This window comes from Sphingomonas sp. SDUR79 (assembly GCF_056821745.1).
The window spans coordinates 2,313,228-2,329,848 of sequence record NZ_JBPDIN010000001.1 but is presented as its reverse complement, the minus strand read 5'-3'; the positions used below and the strand labels follow the sequence as shown (position 1 = coordinate 2,329,848).

Here is a 16,621-nt window from a genome sequence, read left to right as displayed (position 1 = left end):
TCTTTCACGAAACTACCGAGTCGCAGCGGTGGCACAGCATGCCATCGGCTTCAACCTCCGGAAGCAGACGCCAGCACCGACCGCACTTCTTGTGCTCGGTCCGCTTGACCGCGACGCCCGCGTCATGGCCGTGATGGACATCGGCGACGATGAACACCTCGGCCAGCTCGGCGGCGGGACGCAGCAGGTCGGGCACCGTCACCTCGGCCTCCAGGCTGGAACGAATCACCTTCTCACGCCGCAGCGGCTCGATCGCCTCGGTCACCGCCTCGCGCTGGCGACGGATATCCTCCCACTCGGTGGTGATCAGATCGTCGCCGGGCAGCGCGGGCAGTTCGGGCCATTCAAGGAAATGGACCGACCCATCCTCGGACGAATAGCGCGCCTGCCACACTTCCTCGGCGGTGAACGCCAGGATCGGGGCGGCATAGCGGACGAGCGCGTGGAACAGCGTGTCGAGCACCGTGCGATACGCCCGCCGCTTCGGGCTATCTGCCGCGTCGCAATACAGGCAATCCTTGCGGATATCGAAGAAGAAGGCCGACAGGTCCTCATTCATGAAATCCGACAGCGCGCGGGCGTAGCGGTTGAACTCGTACGCCTCCGCCGCCGCCTTCAGCTCGACATCGAGCATGCCGAGCTTGTGGAGCACATACAGCTCCAGCTCGGGCATCTTCTCGACGCGCACCTTTTCCGCATCGCTGAACCCGTCGAGCGCGCCGAGCAGGTAGCGGAAGGTGTTGCGGATCTTGCGATACGCATCGCCCGTGCCCGCCAGCACCTCCTTGCCGATGCGCACATCCTCGAAATAATCGGTCTGCGCGACCCACAGCCGCAGGATATCCGCGCCGCTCTCACCGATGATCTTGAGCGGATCGACGACATTGCCGAGGCTCTTGGACATTTTGCGACCCTGCCCGTCGAGCGCGAAGCCGTGCGTCAGCACCGCGTCATAGGGCGCACGCCCGCGTGTCCCGGCGCTCTCCAGCAGCGACGACTGGAACCAGCCGCGATGCTGGTCCGACCCTTCGAGATACAGGTTCGCGCGAACGCCTTCGCCATAGCGCGCCTCGATCACGAAGCTGTGGGTCGAGCCTGAGTCGAACCACACGTCGAGGATGTCGTTGACCACCTCATAATCGGCCAGATCATAATCCGGCCCCAGCAGCGCCTGATGATCCGCCCCGAACCACGCATCCGCGCCACCCGCGCGGAAGGCGTCGAGGATGCGCGCATTGACGCCTTCGTCGCGCAAATAATCGCCGCTTTGGCGATGAACATAGAGCGGGATCGGCACGCCCCACGCGCGCTGGCGCGAAATCACCCAGTCCGGCCGCCCCTCGACCATCGCATGGATGCGGTTGCGGCTCTTCTCCGGCACCCAGCGGGTGCGCTCGATCGCATCGAGCGCGAGGTTGCGCAGGGTGGGGGCGTTGCCGCCGCCCACCGGCAGCATCGCCTTGCCAAACGAAACCATCGTCGGATCAACATCCGGCCCGGTCGGGCGGTCCATCGGAATGAACCACTGCGGCGTGCAGCGGAAGATGATCTTCGCCTTGGACCGCCAGCTATGCGGATAGCTGTGCGCGAAATCGTCCGACGCGGCGAGCAGCGCGCCGGCAGCGCGCAGATCGGTGCAGATCGGCCCGTCGCTTGCCACAAACTTCTTGTTGATCACCGATCCCTGACCGCCCAGCCACAGCCAGTCGGCGCGGTACATCCCGGCATCGTCGACCGCGAACACGGGTTCGATGCCATGCGCCTTGCACAGCAGGAAATCGTCCTCGCCATGATCGGGCGCCATATGGACCAGACCGGTACCGGCGTCGGTGGTGACGAACTCGCCGGGGAGGAATGGGCGCGGCTTGGCGAAGAAGCCGCCGAGATGGTGCATCGGGTGGCGGGCGGTGGCGCCTTCGAGTTGCGATGCGCTTTCCAACAGCTTGGTATCGAGCATGATGGCATCAAGCCACAGCTTCGCGCGCGGTGAGACGTAGGAAGCAGATGAAAGCGCCTGGAAGCTCTGATACTGTTCGCCCGTCATTCGGCCAGCAAAACGAGCGATCAGCTCAACGTCATGAGCAACCAGATAACGTAGGCCGGGGCGCTCAGGATCCGGGAGCACCATATAAGGGAGCTGCGGCCCATAGGCCAACGCCTGGTTCACCGGGATCGTCCACGGCGTGGTTGTCCAGATCACCGCATGCGCGCCGACCAGCTCCGGCGCGTTCGGCGCATCGACAATCTCGAACGCGACGTCGATCTGCGTCGACACCACATCCTCATATTCGACCTCGGCCTCGGCCAGCGCGGTCTTTTCCACCGGGGACCACATCACCGGTTTGGCCCCGCGATAGAGCTGACCCGACTCCGCGAACTTCAGCAATTCGCCTGCGATCGTCGCCTCGGCATCGAACTTCATGGTGAGGTAGGGATCGTCCCAATCGCCCATCACGCCCAGCCGCTCGAACTGCCCGCGCTGCACCGCGACCCATTTCTCGGCATAGGCGCGGCATTCGGCGCGGAATTCCGCCGCCGGGACCTCGTCCTTGTTCAGCTTCTTGGCGCGATAGGCTTCCTCGATCTTCCACTCGATCGGCAGGCCGTGACAGTCCCAGCCCGGCACGTACGGCGCGTCCTTGCCCATCAGCGACTGGCTGCGGACGATGATGTCCTTGAGGATCTTGTTCATCGCATGGCCCATGTGAATGTCGCCATTCGCGTAAGGCGGGCCGTCATGCAGGATGAAGCGCTCGCGGCCCGCGCGCTGCTCGCGCAACCGGTGATAGAGGCCGAGTTTTTCCCAGCGCGCGAGGATTTCCGGTTCCTTGGCGGCAAGGCCGGCCTTCATCGGAAAATCGGTCTTCGGCAGGAAGACGGTGTCGCGCCAGTCGCGCTGCGTGTCGTTGGTGTCGGTCATTTGCGGCGGGGATTAGCTTGTGCGGGGCGCGGGGGGAAGAAGAAGGTTATTGGTTCACGCTAAGGCGCGAAGGCGCGAAGGGTTCAGCCCTTGCCGCGCCAGCGGCCTTCCAATCCAAGGCGCGCGGCAAGCACGGTCGCCGGGGCATGCAGGCGCTTCGCGTCGGAAGACCAACCCCTTCGCGGCTTCGCGCCTTTGCGTGAACCAATTTTTCTTGAGTTCGCTCAGAAAGCCAGCGCGGCCTTCGCATCCTCGCAATCGCGCGCAATCTGCGCCTTCAGCGTGTCGAGATCGTCATATTTCGCCTCGTCGCGCAGAAAGTCGATCAACTGCACCTCGACCATCTGCCCATACAGATCGCCCGAAAAATCGAAGAAATAGGGCTCGAGCAGCTCCTCGGGCGGGTCGATCGTCGGGCGGATGCCGAGATTGGCGACGCCATCGACCACGCGCCCATCCGCCAGCCGCCCGCGCACCGCATAAATCCCGTACCGCGGGCGCAGATAGCTGCCGAGCCGGATATTGGCAGTCGGATAGCCAAGCTCGCGCCCCAGCTTCGCGCCACCCTCGACCACGCCCTCGATCGCGAACGGGCGGGTGAGCAGCGCAGCGGCCTCACGCGGCTGGCCCTGGCGCAGCGCATCACGGATGCGGCTCGACGAAACGACTTCACCCTCCGCCGCGACCGGCGCCACCGTGTCGACGCTGAAGCCCAGCGCCGCGCCCAGATCGCCCAGCACCGCGACATTCCCGTCGCGCCCCTTGCCAAAGGTAAAGTCCGCCCCGGTGACGACGCCCCCCGCGCCGATCAGCTCGACCAGCCGCTGCTGCGCAAACTCACGCGCCGACAGGCTGGCAAGGGCGGCATCGAACCCGAACACCAGCATCGCGTCCGCGCCCGCGTCGGCGAACAGCCGCGCGCGCTGGTCCAGCGTGGTCAGGCGAAAGGGCGGGGTATCGGGCCGGAAATGGCGCACCGGATGCGGGTCGAACGTCGCGACGATGACCGGCCGCCCTTCATCGCGTGCACGCGCCACGGCACGGCCCACCACCGCCTGGTGGCCGCGGTGAAAGCCATCGAAATTCCCCAGCGCAACGATCCCGCCGCGCAAGCCCGCGGGGACCGAAGCCGCTCCGTCCAGCCGCTCCATGCGCGGGGGCTATAAGGTGGCGACGCCAGGAATCAAATTGTTCGCAATTCCTCCCCCAGCTCGCTGGGGGAGGGGGACCGCCCGCGCAGCGGGTGGTGGAGGGGCGGCCGCGTAGACGGCCGTGCAGTCTCGAATCCTCCCCTTGGCGGGGGAGGATTGTTGGTTACTTCCCCGGCACCATCCCCGCGCGCAGCACCCGCAGCACATTGCCGCCCATCACCTTGCCGATCTCCTCCGGCGTAAACCCGCGATCGACCAAAGCCTGCGTCACATAGATCAGCTGCGCCGTATCGAACCCGGTCGTCACCGCGCCGTCGAAATCGGACCCCAGCCCGACATGGTCGATCCCCACCAGATCGCGGACATGCGCGATCGCCGCCGCGACCTTCTCCGGCTCGGTCCCGCAAATCGCCGCGTCCCAATATCCGATGCCGACCACCCCGCCGGTCTTCGCCACGCCGCGAATCTCGGCGTCGCTCAGGTTGCGGTTGACCTTGCACACCGCCTGCACCCCGCCATGGCTGGAGACCACGGGGCGCTTCGCCATCCTGAGCACCTCTGCCACGGTCGCGTGGCTCGAATGCGCGATGTCGACGATCATGCCGAGCTGCTCCATCCGCCGTACCGTCTGGCGGCCGAGCGGGGTCAGCCCGCCCTTCCGCTCGCCATGCATCGACCCGGCCAGTTCATTATCGAAGAAATGCACCAGCCCCGCCATGCGGAAGCCGGCATTGTAGAGCCGGTCGAGATTCTCGAGCTTGCCCTCCATATTCTGCAGCCCCTCGATCGAGAGGAGCCCGCCCGTCGCCTTCTGCCCCAATTCGCGCGCGGCGAGCAGGATATCGAGCTCTTCGGGACTGCGGATGACGTGCAGCCGCCCGTCCGACCGCGCCGCCGCCCGCTCCAGCTTCTGCGCATGATAGAGCGAGCGTTCGAGCAGCGAGGTCCAGGTGCGCGGCGGCTGCAACTGCGCGACCGTCAGCAGCGTGATATTGTCGGTCTCCGCGCTGTTGGCGTCGTAATTCTGGTTCTTCGGCGTCTTGGTCACCGACGAAAACACCTGCAGCGCGACATTGCCCTCGATCAGCCGGGGCAGGTCGACATGGCCCCGGTCCGCACGCTCCAGCACGTCGCGTTTCCACAGCAACGTGTCCTCATGCATGTCCGCGATCTGGAGACTTGTGTGCAATTTACGGGTGGAATCGGACACAGTCGGCAACTTGGTCGCGACGACTTGATTCATCCCTTTTTCGACATAGCCGGGGGCAAAAGCGAAAAAGGCGAACAACGCCACCGCGATCAGGGCGCAAAAACCCCAAAGCCACTTTTTCACGACACCCTCCCCATCCGTTGACCGGATGTTGCGGCAAGGTGGCCCCCGGAACAAGCCCGGGGGTGACGATCAGGAATCCCGTTCGAGCGTCACGAAGCTGTAAGCAGGCCGCACACCCTCAGCGGGGTGGTCCTCGCGCGCCACCTCGCGCCACTCCGCCCCGAACGCCGGCACCACCGCATCGCCATTGGGCGACTCATGCACCTCGGTCAGCTCGATCCGCTCGGCAAGTGGCAGAAACAGCGCGAAAATCTCCGCCCCGCCGATCACCGCGACGTCGCCGTCGCCAGCGATTTCCAGCGCTTCCGCGACCGAATGCACCACCTCCGCCCTCTCCGCGCGCCAGGCCGGATCGCGCGTCAGCACGATATGCCGACGGCCGGGCAGGGGGCTCGGAAACCCCTCGAACGTCTTGCGTCCCATCACCATCGGCTTGCCCATGGTCTGCGCCTTGAACCGCTTCAAATCGGCGGGCAGCCGCCAGGGCAGGTCGCCATCGACCCCGATGACCCCATTCGCCGCCCGCGCCAGATGAAAGGTGATCAAACCGCCACCGCGCCCTTGATGTGCGGCTGCGCGACATAATCGTGCAGCGCGAAATCCTCATATTCATAAGCGTCGATCGACGGCGGGCGGCGCAGGATTTCGAGCCGGGGAAGCGGACCCGGAGCGCGCGATAGCTGTAGCTCGGCCTGCTCGACATGGTTGGAGTAGAGGTGGCAATCGCCCCCGGTCCAGATGAACTCGCCCACCTCCAGGTCGCATTGCTGCGCCAGCATATGCGTCAGCAGCGCATAGCTCGCGATGTTGAACGGCACGCCCAGAAAGATGTCGGCACTGCGCTGATACAGCTGCAGCGACAGCTTGCCATTGGCGACATGGCATTGGAACAGGCAGTGGCACGGCGCCAGCGCCATCGCGTGCAGCTCGCCCGGATTCCACGCCGACACGACCATCCGCCGCGACGCGGGGCTGGTCTTCAGCGTCTCGATCAACTCCTTGATCTGGTCGATATGCCGCCCGTCCGGCGCCTCCCAGTCGCGCCACTGCTTGCCATAGACCGGGCCGAGGTCGCCCGCTTCATCCGCCCATTCGTCCCATATGCTCACGCGACGGTCCTGCAGCCACTTCACATTGGTGTCGCCGCGCAGGAACCACAGCAATTCGATGAAAATCGATCGAATGTGCAGCTTCTTGGTGGTCAGCAGCGGAAAGCCCGCGCTGAGGTCAAAGCGCATCTGGTGGCCGAACACACTGCGCGTCCCCACGCCGGTCCGGTCATGTTGCACCGCGCCGTCGCGCAGCGCGCGTTCCATCAGGTCGAGATATTGCCGCATGCGGCGAGCCTAGCCGAGCCATGAGTGGCCGCCAAGCGCGGTCACTCCATTTTGGCGGTAATCCGGTCCGCACCGGGGCGAGTTGCGCTCGACCCGGCAGGGCTGCGGCGCGACGCTCGCCCCATGGCTGGCGCGTTGTCCGTTCTTTCCCCGGAAGCTCCCCCCGACGCGCTGGCCAGCCGGCTTGCCGCCGAGATCGCCGATGCACAGCATGAGCTTGCAGTCTTCGCCTTTTGCGACTCGCGCGGGGCCGTGATCGGCACCCGCCGCATTACGTCGCCCTGGGCGGATGCGGTGGAGCTGCCGCTGCGCCGGATCGTCGCCGACGCGGTTCTGCTGGACGCGGCGCGGGTTGTGATGGCGCACAACCACCCGCTGGGCGAGGCCTGGCCCAGCCGAGCCGACCGCGACGTCACCGCGCGAGTCGCGCGCGCACTCGCGGCGGTGGACACCCGGCTGGTCGATCATGTCGTGGTCGGGCGCGGCGGCGCGACGTGGAGCTTTCGGGCTGCCGGCTTGCTTTGAATTTGGTCCAGCTGCGCCGGTGCCGCAAACAAAAAACCCTATTCATCGCCCATCGGCTTGCCGCTCGCCTTGGCGCTCGGGCGATTGGGGCACGCGCGGATCGCCGACGGCTCGGGGCGCGGTCCTTCGGCCTTGAACATGGCGATATAGCCGCCCGCCGACGGCATGTCGCGGATCGACACCTGGCGATAGCCGACCGCGGCGAACTCGCATTTCAGCAACGCGGGGGGCGTCCCGTGATTCTGAGTCGCGCGGTCGGCATCGACCACCACGACCAGGCCATCCGGGCGCAGCGAAGGTCGCATCCGCCACAGGAATTCGTAAGGCGATTCGATCTCGTGATACATGTGCACCATGAACACGCGGTCGAAGCTGTTGTCGGGCAGCTTGGGATCCTCGGGTTCGCCCAGCCGCACGCTGACATTGTCGAGCCGGTCGCGCGCCACACGCTGCGCCAGCGCGTCGCGGACCTCGGGGACGATGTCCTGCGCCAGCACGCGGCCCTTCGCTCCGACCCGCGCGGCAAGCCGGACGGTGTAATAGCCTTCACCGGCGCCGATGTCGGCAACGGTCGTGCCGGGGCGGATTTCGGCGAGGTTCATCACCGTATCGGCCTCGTTCAGCCGGTCGCGCGCTTCTTCGGTGGACCAGCGCGACGACACGATCGGCGCGACCGGTCGGTCGGCGGCGGGGAATGCCAGCTCTTCGCTCGGCTCGGGCTGGGGGCGCGGGCGCGTCTCGTCACACCCGGCGATCAGAGCCGCCGGGATCAGGATCAACGCAGCGCCGGCCAGTCTCAATCGACGTCCTCCACCTCGACCGTCTCGCCGGTCACACGCTGTGATAGCGCAGCTGCCATGAACGGGTCGAGAGCCCCGTCGAGCACATCCGACGGCGCGGTCGAAGTAACCCCGGTGCGCAGGTCCTTCACCAACTGATAGGGTTGGAGGACATAGGATCGGATCTGGTGGCCCCAGCCGATTTCGGTCTTGGCGGTATATTCGCCCAGCGCCGCGGCCTCGCGCTTGGCGAGTTCCGCCTCGTACAGCCGCGCCTTCAGCATGCCCATCGCGGTCGCGCGGTTCTTGTGCTGCGACCGGTCCTGCTGGCTGGCGACGATGATGCCCGACGGTACGTGCGTGATGCGCACCGCCGAATCGGTGGTGTTGACGTGCTGTCCGCCCGCGCCGGATGCGCGATAGGTGTCGATCTTGAGGTCGCTTTCATTGATCTCGATGTCGATCGAATCGTCGATCACCGGATAGACCCAGACCGACGAGAAGCTGGTGTGCCGCCGCGCGGAGCTGTCATAGGGCGAAATGCGGACCAGCCGGTGCACGCCGCTCTCGGTCTTGGCATAGCCATAGGCGTTTTCGCCCTTGATCAGCAGCGTCGCCGACTTGATCCCGGCCTGTTCGCCGGCGTGATAATCGACCAGCTCGACCTTGAAGCCATGCCGCTCGGCCCAGCGCGAATACATGCGCTGAAGCATCTCGGCCCAGTCCTGGCTCTCGGTCCCACCTGCGCCTGAATGCACTTCGAGATAGGTGTCGTTGGCGTCGGCTTCGCCCGACAGCAGCGCCTTGACCTTGTCTTGCTCGGCACGTTCGGCGAGCGCGGCGAGGCCCTGCGTGCCCTCGACCGCCATTTCCTCATCGCCCTCGGCCTCGGCCATCTCGATCAGCTCGGCGGTTTCGGCCAGCTCGCGCTCGATCGCGCGGGTCGCAGTGATCGATTCGTCGAGGCGACGGCGCTCGCGCATCACCTCCTGTGCCTCGCGGGGCTTGTCCCACAGGGTCGGGTCCTCAACGCGCGCATTCAGCTCGTCGAGCCGGCGCAGCGCCTTGTCCCAGTCGATGAAGCGGCGCAGCAGGGCAAGCGCGGCGTTGATCTTGTCGGCATATGCCTGCGCTTCGGCGCGCATCGGGAAACCTTTCAAATAACCTTCGTCGCCCCGGCACAGACCGGGGCCAAACTCTACTCGTCGCCCCGGCGAAGGCCGGGGCCGCCAAATGGCATCGGCCAAACGTCCCAACGACCCCCGAAGACCCGCGTGCCGCCCCGCCGTCGCCTGACGCTGGCGATCCCGGCCTGCGCCGGGATACGGCCCGCGCTGGCGCGGCCCAAGGGGTCCGCGCCAGCGCGGGCCTAATAGATTCCGCCCTCGCGATGCAAGAAGTCGCTGTCGCGCTGTTCCCGCTGCACGGCCTTTTTCTTGACCTCGGCCTTGGGCGCTTCCTCCTCCCCGCGGCTGCGGCGACGCGGTTCGCTCTCCGGCTTGAACGCTTCCCAGATCACCGCGCCCTTGGGGTCGGTGCCGGGCCAGGCGCCGAACACGCGCTTGCCGGTGGTGCGGTCGATGCGGACCATGCGCATGCCGGCCGGCGCGGTGAAGGGCAGGACGTCTTCCTTCTCCAGCGCCTTTTGCGCGAACGCCTTGAAGATCGGCGCGGCGATGGTTCCGCCCTGCGCATAGCCGCCCAGATTGGTCGGCGTGTCATAGCCCATATACAGGCCCGCGACCATTTGCGGCGTGCCGCCGATGAACCACACGTCGCGCGGGCCGGACGAGGTTCCGGTCTTGCCCATGATCGGGCGATTGAGGTCGCGCAGGACCGTAGCGGTGCCGCGCTGGATCACGCCTTCGGTGATGTGCACCATCTGATACGCGCTCATCGCGTCGAGCACCTGGCGCGCGCGATTGGCCGGGCGCGGCATTGGCTTGCCGTCCCAATCGGGCATGTTGCAGCGGTCGCACGGACGCCAGTTTTCGGGCCACACCACCTTGCCATGGCGGTTTTGGACGAAGTCGATCAGCGTCGGGTTGAGCGCGCGGCCGTGATTGACCAGGATCGAATAGGCGTTGACCATCCGCATCACCGTCGTCTCGCCCGCGCCCAGCGCATAGGAGAGATAGGGCGGATATTTCTGCTGGCTGACGCCCATCCGCTGCATCAGGTCGACGACCTTGTCCATGCCGGTCTGGTTCGCCGCCTGCACGGTCATCAGGTTGCGCGATTGTTCGATGCCCCAGCGCATCGTGCGCGGCCCCGCGCCACGGGTATTGCCGAAATTGCGGAAACACTTCTCGCCCAGCGCCGCGCCCTGCCACACGCAGAACGGGCCATCGACGATGATCGACGCCGGGGTCATGCCGTTTTCCAGCGCGGCGGCATATACGATCGGCTTGATCGTCGAACCCGGTTGACGCTGTGCCTGGGTCGCGCGGTTGAACGCCTGCACCGTCGCGTCGAAGCCGCCCTGCATCGCCAGGATGCGGCCCGACCGCGGATCTTCGACCACCATGCCGCCGGAAATCTTGGGAACCGAACGCAGGCCGAACACACCGCCCTCCGGTGCGACTGCAATGACGTCGCCGGGCTTCAGGGCGGCGAAGGCGGTGCCCCCCTTGCCGCGCACCGGCATCTGCGCGCCGCCGCGCGGCAGCACCCCGGTGCCGCCATCGCCAAAGCCGATCTGCGCACTGGATCCGGTCTTCGAAATCACAATGGCCGCGCGCCAGTCCTCATAATCGAGGTCGATATTCTCGTTGAGCAACGCGCTGCGCCAGCCGTCGCCCTCGAACGGCTTTTCGCGCATCGGTCCCGACCAGCCGCGCCCACGATCATAGCGGATCAAGCCGTCGCGCAGCGCTTTCTGCGCCGCCTTTTGCAGCTCGGGATCGAATGACGTCCGTACCCACAGCCCGCCGGCATAGACGCTGTACGGCCCCGATTCCTCGGTCTCGCCGAACTTGTCGATCAGCTGGCGGCGCACCTCTTCAATGAAATAGCCGCCGAGCGGGTCGGTCTTGGGCGTTTTGCGCGGGACCGCGCCCAGCGGCGCGGCGATGGCGGCGCTATGCTGCGCAGCATCAATATAGCCGTTTTCGAGCATCTGCCCGAGGACCCAGTTGCGCCGCTCGATCGCGCGCTTCTCGTGCCGCTCGGGCATGTAGTTGCTCGGCCCCTTGGGCAGGATCGCCAGATAGGCGAATTGCGGGATGGTCAGCTCGCGCACGCTCTTGTCGAAATAGGCATTGGCCGCCGCCTCGACCCCGAACGCATTCCGCCCCAGCGCGATCTGGTTGAGGTAGAGTTCGAGAATCTGTTCCTTGGACAGGCTGTTCTCGATGCGGAACGCCAGGATCGCCTCGCGCGCCTTGCGGACATAGCTGACCTCGTTGGTGAGCAGCAGGTTCTTTGCCACCTGTTGCGTGATGGTCGAGGTGCCGCGCGGCGTTTCGCCGCTGGTCAGCCCCTGCCACGCCGCGCGCACCAGCCCCGGATAATCGACGCCGCTATGCTGGAAAAACGTCTTGTCCTCGGCCGACAGGAACGCGCCGACCATCAGCTTGGGATATTCCTCGAACGACAGTTCGACCCGGCGGTCGCGGGCATAGCTGCGCAGCGGGGTCCCGTCGCCTGCGCGGATATTGGTCGGCAGCGGCGGCTCATAGCTGCGCAATTTGTCGACCGAAGGCAGGTCGCGCAGGAACAGCGCCCACAGCACGACCGTTCCGACGCCCGCGAGCAGCGCCAGCCACGCCAGCACCTTGAACCACCATTTGCGGCGGATCACCGCAAAGCGGTCCCCGGCATCCTCACGCGTGAATTTGAGCACGAAATTGGGTTGGGTGTCGTCCGCCATTGCGCGCGGGGTTTAGCAGGAATGCGCGCGCTTGCCAGCGGGGGATGCGACGGGGTGAGGGGAGGAGGACCCGTTCATTCCTCCCCTGGCCTGCTCAGGGGAGGGGGACCACCGCCACAGGCGGTGGTGGAGGGGCGGCCGCGCAGACGGCCGGTCAACAGCTCGGCAAAATTCCGCCGCTTGCAGCGGCGGTCCCTCCGTCACGCTGCGCGTGCCACCTCCCCTGCGAGGCAGGGGAGGAATTGCTTCACCGCGCCGCCATCCGTGTGGCGAAGTGGATCGCCACCGCGCGGTCGACGCTCTGCGCCACGCGCTTGCGCCCCTCGGCGGTGTTGAGCAAAGCGACATCGGCGGGGTTGGAGATATAGCCCGCCTCGAACAGGATCGAGGGCATGTCGGGCGCCTTGAGCACCAGCAGCGACGCCATGCGGTGCGGATTGTCCTTGACCGGGATCAGACCCTGCGCCTCGCGGCCCAGCAGGCGGGCGAATTTCGCCGACGCGTTCATCGTTTCGCGCTGAGTGAGGTCGATCAGGATCGAGGAGACGTCGCGATTCTGGCTGGCCAGGTCGATGCCGGCCAGAATGTCGGACTTGTTCTCACGCGCAGCCAGCCGTGCGGCTTCCTTGTCGGACGCCACTTCTGACAGGGTATAGACCGTCGCCCCGCTCGCGCCGGGGTGCAGCGCCGCGTCGCAATGGACCGAGATGAACAATGCCGCGCCGAGCGCACGGGCAACCTCGAACCGGTCGCGATGAACCAGATAGCGGTCATCTTCGCGAGTCAGCGCAACCCGCACGCGGCCCGACGCGACCAGTTCGTCGCGGATCGCCTTGGCGATCTTGAGCGCCAGGACCTTTTCCTGAGTCCCATCCGCGGAAATCGCGCCGGGATCATGCCCGCCATGACCCGGGTCGATCACCACCAGCGGGCGATCGTCGTCGGCACCATAGATTCGCGGCATGGCGAAGGGCATCGGCTTGGGCGGGACTGGCACCGACACGCTGTAGCTGTGCCGGGTCGATGCCCGCACGAAGCTGAACGGCGGGAGGAAGCTTAGCCGGCCTTCCGCAGCGGCGCGGGCAAAGCGCGCCTCGTCCACCGTGCGCAGCTCCAGCGTCAGCGTCGAGCCGTCGGCGCCGAACTTGCCGTCGGTGACGATCGCCGGCCGGGCGAGGTCGAACACGACGCGCGCGCCATCGCCCTGCGACGCCTGGCGCACCGCAGCGACCGGGCCGCGAGCCAGGTCGGGCGCTGCCCCGGGACGCGCACCCATCAGGTCCAGCGCGATCCGGTTCGGACCCGCAAGGACGAAGCTGCTGGCACCGGCGACCCGTTCGTCAAACCGGATGACGATCCGGTTCGACTGCACGTCGATGGCACGTATGGTTCCAGCCCAACTCGGTGCGCCGGTCAAAAAGCCGGCGAGAAGGGCCAGGAAAAAAGACACCCGGGCGATATGCCGCGCCGGGCTGGGGGGGGTCCAGCCCAAAAGCATGCACGTGTACTCACAAAAATAGTCTCCCTGACCCGACCGGGATAATCACCGGCACCTTCCGGCGCGGTGAAGCCATGCGGTTAATTCGGGATTCGGCATTTTTTTGCCGGCAACCGGCAGAGCTTTGCCGGGCGCGGGGTCCATTTGCGCAACGCACGCGAAATGTTGCCGCGCAGCCACACCGATGCTAGGCATCGTGCCGACCGAGCCCAATTTGGGTCACTCGGTATCCATCGCCGGCCCAATCGGCCCGGTAATTTCAGGTTGACGCTGCATGAGGCAATTTCCGTCCATCCCGCATCGCACCGCTCAGGCGGTCGCGCGCGAGGCGGCGGAGGCGGGCACCCACGGGTCCGGCCGTGCCAATGCAGCAGAGGCATCACCAAACCCCTGCGCCCCCATTTTGACGGGGCGCAATCTTGTTCGCGCGCCGCGGCTGACACCCGCCTGGCGCGCCCGGAGACCAAATAATGACCATGCGTATGCTGATCGACGCACGCCACCGGGAAGAGACCCGCGTGGCGGTCGTCAAAGGAAATCGAATCGAGGAGTTTGATTTCGAGAGTGCCGAGCGCAAGCAGCTCAAGGGGAATATCTATCTCGCCAAGGTGACCCGCGTCGAACCGTCGCTGCAGGCGGCGTTCGTCGAATATGGCGGCAATCGCCACGGCTTCCTCGCGTTCAGCGAAATCCACCCCGATTATTACCAGATCCCCAAGGAAGACCGCGAAGCATTGCTGCGCGAAGAGGCCGAGCACGCCGCTGAGGAAGCCGCGCTGCGCGAGGCGGATGACGGCGACGATCACGATCATGACGACGAGGATGGCGACGTCGAGGTGGTGGAGCGTCCCGCCGATGAGGACGAAGACGGCGCCGAAGCGGAAAGCGACGGCGAGGGCGAAGGCGAGAATGGCAAGGGCCGTCGCCGCCGTGGCCGCAAGGGCAGCGACGATCAGGTCGAGGCGCTGCGCCAGCGCCGCATGAGCCTGCGCCGCCGTTACAAGATTCAGGACGTGATCCGCCGCCGTCAGGTGCTGCTGGTTCAGGTCGTCAAGGAAGAGCGCGGCAACAAGGGTGCGGCGCTGACCACCTATCTGTCGCTTGCCGGCCGTTATTGCGTGCTCATGCCCAACACCGCCCATGGCGGCGGGATCAGCCGCAAGATCAGTTCGGCCGCCGACCGCAAGCGCCTGAAGACCATCATGGCGGACCTGAAGCTGCCGCCGTCGATGGGCTGCATCGTCCGCACCGCCGGGCTTCAGCGCACCAAGACGGAGATCAAGCGCGACTTCGACTATCTCGCCCGGCTGTGGGACGAAATCCGCGAAAAGACGCTGCAATCCTCCGCGCCTGCGCTCGTCTACGGCGACAGCGACCTGATGAAGCGCGCGATCCGCGATATCTATAACAAGGATATCGACGAGGTGATCGTCGAAGGCGATGAAGGCTATCGCCAGGCGAAGGACTTCATGAAGCTCCTGATGCCGAGCCACGCCAAGAAGGTGAAGCATTACAGCGACGCCGTGCCGCTGTTCCAGCGCGCCGGGGTCGAAGAGCAATTGTCGGCGATGTACCACCCGGTGGTACAGCTCAAATCCGGCGGCTATCTCGTCATCAACCCGACCGAGGCGCTGGTGTCGATCGACATCAACTCCGGCCGCTCGACCCGTGAACACTCGATCGAGCAGACTGCGACCGCCACCAACCTTGAAGCCGCGCAGGAAATCGCGCGCCAGCTGCGGCTGCGCGACATGGCCGGCCTTGTCGTCATCGACTTTATCGACATGGACCATTCGTCCAACGTCCGGAAGGTCGAGAAGGCGATGAAGGAGGCGCTGAAGAACGATCGCGCCCGCATCCAGGTCGGCCGCATCTCGGCGTTCGGCCTGATGGAAATGAGCCGCCAGCGGCTGCGCACCGGCGTGCTTGAGGCATCGACCCGCCAGTGCCCGCATTGCGAGGGCACCGGGCTGGTCCGCACCGCATCGTCGGCGGGCCTGTCCGCGCTGCGCCTGATCGAGGATGAGGCCGCACGCGGTCGCGGTTCGCACATCACGCTGCGCTGCAGCCAGGAAGCGGCGTTCTACGTCCTCAACAACAAGCGCGCCGACATCGCCGAGATCGAGGACCGCTATGGCGTCCGCGTCGAAATCCTGTCGGACGGCGAGTTGGAAGGCGCGCGCATGTCGGTCGAGGCGAGCGGCCCGCCGCCGGCGCATGCGCCGAAGTTCGCCGCTGCGATCCAGGAGATCGAAGAGGACATCGTCGACGAGATCGACGAGGAAGAAGACGAAGAGGAAGAGGAGGTCGAGGCTCGTGCCCCGCGCGAGCGTCGTGACCGTGGCGAGCGTGCCGAGACCGAGGGTGAGGGCCGCAAGCGCCGCCGTCGCCGTCGTGGTCGTCGCGGCCGTCGCGAGGATGGCGAAGGCGCGCAGGGTGCCGAGGGCGAGCAGGATTCGGACGCCGAGGGTGCGGACGAGGATGGCGATGCTGGCGACGCTGGTGACGCAGTCGAAGCAGCCACCGATGCACCGGTTGCCGACGAGTCGAGCGAAGGCCGCAAGCGTCGTCGCCGTGGCCGTCGTGGCGGTCGTCGCGGCAATGGCGCTGGCGAGGACGGCGCGGTCGAGGACGGCGCGGTCGAGGGTGGCGAAGACGCTTCGGTCGAGGCTGATGCGCCGCAGCCAGAGCCGGTCGCCGAAGAAGCGCCCGCCAAGCCGAAGCGCAGCCGCCGCAAAAAGGCGGATGCCGAGCCGGTAGCGGACGCCGCCGAGCCGGTTGCCGAAGCCGCTCCGGTCGAGGCTCCGGTCGCCGAGGAGGCACCCGCCAAGCCGAAGCGCAGCCGCCGCAAGAAGGGCGAGGACGCTCCCTCCGCCGAAGCCGTACCGGTCGAAGCGCCAGTCGTGGTCGAGGCGGTCGAGGCTCCCGTTGCCGAGGAAGCACCGGCCAAGCCCAAGCGCAGCCGCCGCAAGAAGGCTGACGAGGCAGTCGTCGCCGAGCCCGCTGAGGAAGCGGCACCTGCAGAGGCGGAAGCCGCGCCGGTGGCAGCCGAAGCCGAAGCAACCGATGGTGACGCCGGCGAAGCCAATTCCGATAGCGGCGCGCCGCGTCGCGGCGGCTGGTGGCAGCGCACCTTCGGGGCCTGATCGCGAAAACAGGGGCGGGGGCCGATGCTCCCGCCCTTTTTTCATCGCCGGTTCATTGCAT

At 66.4% G+C, this 16,621-nt stretch carries 11 protein-coding genes; 2 read left to right on the top strand and 9 right to left on the bottom strand.

Translation table 11 applies throughout. The annotated features are described in order from the left end of the window. Positions 1–4: 4 nt before the first annotated feature. From ileS to ACRYLO_RS11570, 5 genes are all read right to left on the bottom strand, one after another. Positions 5–2,920, bottom strand: a complete 2,916-nt coding sequence (gene ileS, locus ACRYLO_RS11590) for an isoleucine--tRNA ligase (RefSeq protein ID WP_482660298.1) — start codon at positions 2,918–2,920, stop codon at positions 5–7. Between the two features lie 224 nt (positions 2,921–3,144). After that, positions 3,145–4,071 (bottom strand): bifunctional riboflavin kinase/FAD synthetase, encoded by a 927-nt coding sequence (locus ACRYLO_RS11585; protein WP_482660297.1) that lies wholly within the window; start codon positions 4,069–4,071, stop codon positions 3,145–3,147. Positions 4,072–4,234: 163 nt separating this feature from the next. After that, positions 4,235–5,404: a dipeptidase gene (locus ACRYLO_RS11580; RefSeq protein ID WP_482660296.1), complete on the bottom strand. Its 1,170-nt coding sequence runs from the start codon at positions 5,402–5,404 to the stop codon at positions 4,235–4,237. A 69-nt stretch (positions 5,405–5,473) separates the two neighbouring features. Further along, on the bottom strand, positions 5,474–5,950 hold the full coding sequence (locus tag ACRYLO_RS11575) for a dihydrofolate reductase (protein WP_482660295.1): 477 nt from the start codon (positions 5,948–5,950) through the stop codon (positions 5,474–5,476). Then, positions 5,947–6,741, bottom strand: a complete 795-nt coding sequence (locus ACRYLO_RS11570) for a thymidylate synthase (RefSeq protein WP_482660294.1) — start codon at positions 6,739–6,741, stop codon at positions 5,947–5,949. The genes ACRYLO_RS11575 and ACRYLO_RS11570 overlap by 4 nt, the downstream gene beginning before the upstream one ends. Before the next feature lie 135 nt (positions 6,742–6,876). On the opposite strand from ACRYLO_RS11570, the gene ACRYLO_RS11565 reads away from it, so the two are divergent. Then, positions 6,877–7,266, top strand: a complete 390-nt coding sequence (locus ACRYLO_RS11565) for a JAB domain-containing protein (protein WP_482660293.1) — start codon at positions 6,877–6,879, stop codon at positions 7,264–7,266. 38 nt (positions 7,267–7,304) lie between these two features. Here ACRYLO_RS11565 and ACRYLO_RS11560 read toward each other — a convergent pair whose 3' ends face one another. From ACRYLO_RS11560 to ACRYLO_RS11545, 4 genes are all read right to left on the bottom strand, one after another. Beyond that, positions 7,305–8,021 carry a class I SAM-dependent methyltransferase gene (locus ACRYLO_RS11560; protein WP_482661733.1) on the bottom strand — a complete coding sequence of 239 codons (717 nt, stop codon included), beginning with the start codon at positions 8,019–8,021 and terminating at the stop codon, positions 7,305–7,307. A 41-nt stretch (positions 8,022–8,062) separates the two neighbouring features. Continuing rightward, positions 8,063–9,190: a peptide chain release factor 2 gene (prfB, locus tag ACRYLO_RS11555; RefSeq protein WP_294015105.1), complete on the bottom strand. Its 1,128-nt coding sequence runs from the start codon at positions 9,188–9,190 to the stop codon at positions 8,063–8,065. 224 nt (positions 9,191–9,414) lie between these two features. Next, on the bottom strand, positions 9,415–11,916 hold the full coding sequence (locus tag ACRYLO_RS11550) for a penicillin-binding protein 1A (protein WP_482660292.1): 2,502 nt from the start codon (positions 11,914–11,916) through the stop codon (positions 9,415–9,417). Positions 11,917–12,163: 247 nt separating this feature from the next. Then, positions 12,164–13,366 (bottom strand): N-acetylmuramoyl-L-alanine amidase, encoded by a 1,203-nt coding sequence (locus tag ACRYLO_RS11545; RefSeq protein WP_482660291.1) that lies wholly within the window; start codon positions 13,364–13,366, stop codon positions 12,164–12,166. A 518-nt stretch (positions 13,367–13,884) separates the two neighbouring features. Here ACRYLO_RS11545 and ACRYLO_RS11540 point away from each other — a divergent pair. After that, the gene (locus ACRYLO_RS11540; RefSeq protein ID WP_482660290.1) at positions 13,885–16,560 is read left to right on the top strand and encodes an Rne/Rng family ribonuclease; all 2,676 of its coding nucleotides are present in this window, start codon (positions 13,885–13,887) and stop codon (positions 16,558–16,560) included. The last annotated feature ends 61 nt before the right edge of the window (positions 16,561–16,621 follow it).

Bases quoted from the DNA above. Each gene is read 5' to 3' on its own strand.
- ileS (WP_482660298.1), bottom strand. From the start codon at position 2,920: ATGACCGACACCAACGACACGCAGCGCGACTGGCGCGACACCGTCTTC.
- ACRYLO_RS11585 (WP_482660297.1), bottom strand. From the start codon at position 4,071: ATGGAGCGGCTGGACGGAGCGGCTTCGGTCCCCGCGGGCTTGCGCGGC.
- ACRYLO_RS11570 (WP_482660294.1), bottom strand. From the start codon at position 6,741: ATGCGGCAATATCTCGACCTGATGGAACGCGCGCTGCGCGACGGCGCG.
- prfB (WP_294015105.1), bottom strand. From the start codon at position 9,190: ATGCGCGCCGAAGCGCAGGCATATGCCGACAAGATCAACGCCGCGCTT.
- ACRYLO_RS11550 (WP_482660292.1), bottom strand. From the start codon at position 11,916: ATGGCGGACGACACCCAACCCAATTTCGTGCTCAAATTCACGCGTGAG.
- ACRYLO_RS11540 (WP_482660290.1), top strand. From the start codon at position 13,885: ATGACCATGCGTATGCTGATCGACGCACGCCACCGGGAAGAGACCCGC.